This window comes from Moorena sp. SIO4E2 (assembly GCF_010671945.1).
Lineage (GTDB): Bacteria > Cyanobacteriota > Cyanobacteriia > Cyanobacteriales > Coleofasciculaceae > Moorena > Moorena producens.
Genome location: NZ_JAAHIE010000217.1, coordinates 10,183 through 11,377 on the forward strand (window position 1 = coordinate 10,183; position 1,195 = coordinate 11,377).

Annotated in this window: 1 protein-coding gene and 1 pseudogene; one reads left to right on the top strand and one right to left on the bottom strand. The window is 37.0% G+C overall.

Features of this window, described 5'->3' with window-relative positions; translation table 11 throughout:
• A pseudogene (locus tag F6K37_RS20990) lies at positions 1–282 on the bottom strand (polynucleotide kinase); the annotation flags it as partial.
• Positions 283–816: 534 nt separating this feature from the next.
• Between F6K37_RS20990 and F6K37_RS20995 the strand changes: the two are divergent.
• Positions 817–1,195, top strand: a 379-nt coding sequence (locus F6K37_RS20995) for a polysaccharide pyruvyl transferase family protein (RefSeq protein ID WP_287251907.1), incomplete at its 3' end; no start/stop codon positions are given.

The following is a 1,195-nucleotide window of genomic DNA, read 5'->3' on the forward strand; positions in this document are numbered from 1 at the left end:
CCCATAGTCAGGACAAAAAATAATTCCTTTGAGCTGGGGAAGTAATTTAAGAGTTTTCTGTTGCTCTTTAATACAATTTTTCAGGGTTTTATGTCGGGCTGCAACTCCAGCCTGATTGGTCACCCCAAAAATAATATAACCCTCATTTTTGAAAGATTGCAGAGCTTTATCAGCTCCTTCAATCACTTTTTGCTGGTCAGGGTGGTCGATAAATCGACCTTGACCACTCGGCTGGCGAATGGTCCAGTCGCAATCTACAAATAGCTCAAGTTTTGAATTCATGAAGCTTGCTGGGTGGTACACCAATAACGGAATAGAGTTATTAGCCGATGATGGAAATGTAACTTATTAAGATCATAAGACGCTAGATCGTCAGTAGCCATGGATTCATCCTTGCTCACCGAATCCATGAGCTGTTTAGTGTCATCAAGGTCGATCCACTCCCAGGCCAAGCAAGCAGTTGGTTCTAACTTGGTGTTAATGGCATTTTATTCAAGTCTTTTTCATCAAAGCTTCATCTAGTTACTGGTTTAGTTAATGTTTTCATCAAGTTTTGCGGAATTGTGAAAATTTTACTGAAGTTATATCTATAATTGCTTTTAAAATAAAATTCAGCCATCCAATTCAACTAGTTCATTAAATCCTGAGTACTTACGTCCATGCTTACGACATTTGGCTTGGATGTTTACCTTGATGGTACTCGCTGATTAAGATGCTCCCTTATTGTCTAACTAATTGGCTGAATTCACTTGTTTTTTAGGCCATTTTGCTTGTTAATTAATGACTATAAAATTGAGAGAATCTTAAGGACAGAGTGTGAATATTTTCCTGATTGGTTATTACGGCTATGGTAATATTGGCGACGATTTATTTGTGAAGCAGTTAACTGATTATTTTGCTAGAAAAAAAAATGTCAAAAAAATATTTATCTGTTGCCAAACTAATTATTACCAAGGTTTGAGTCACAAAGTTGTGTTCTTTAGGAATGCACAACTATCAAAACTAAAAAGAACTTTATTACTCTTTAAAAGTGACTGCATAGCCTGGGGTGGGGGAACCTTAAACCTACAAGACAGGCCAAGGAATTTATCAAGGATGCAAGCCTTGTCAAAATTAATGGGTAAGCGTTTCTGCTTCCTCGGTGTTGGATTAGAAAGCGTGAAATCTGAGAAGAAAAAAAAGATAGCTGATATCT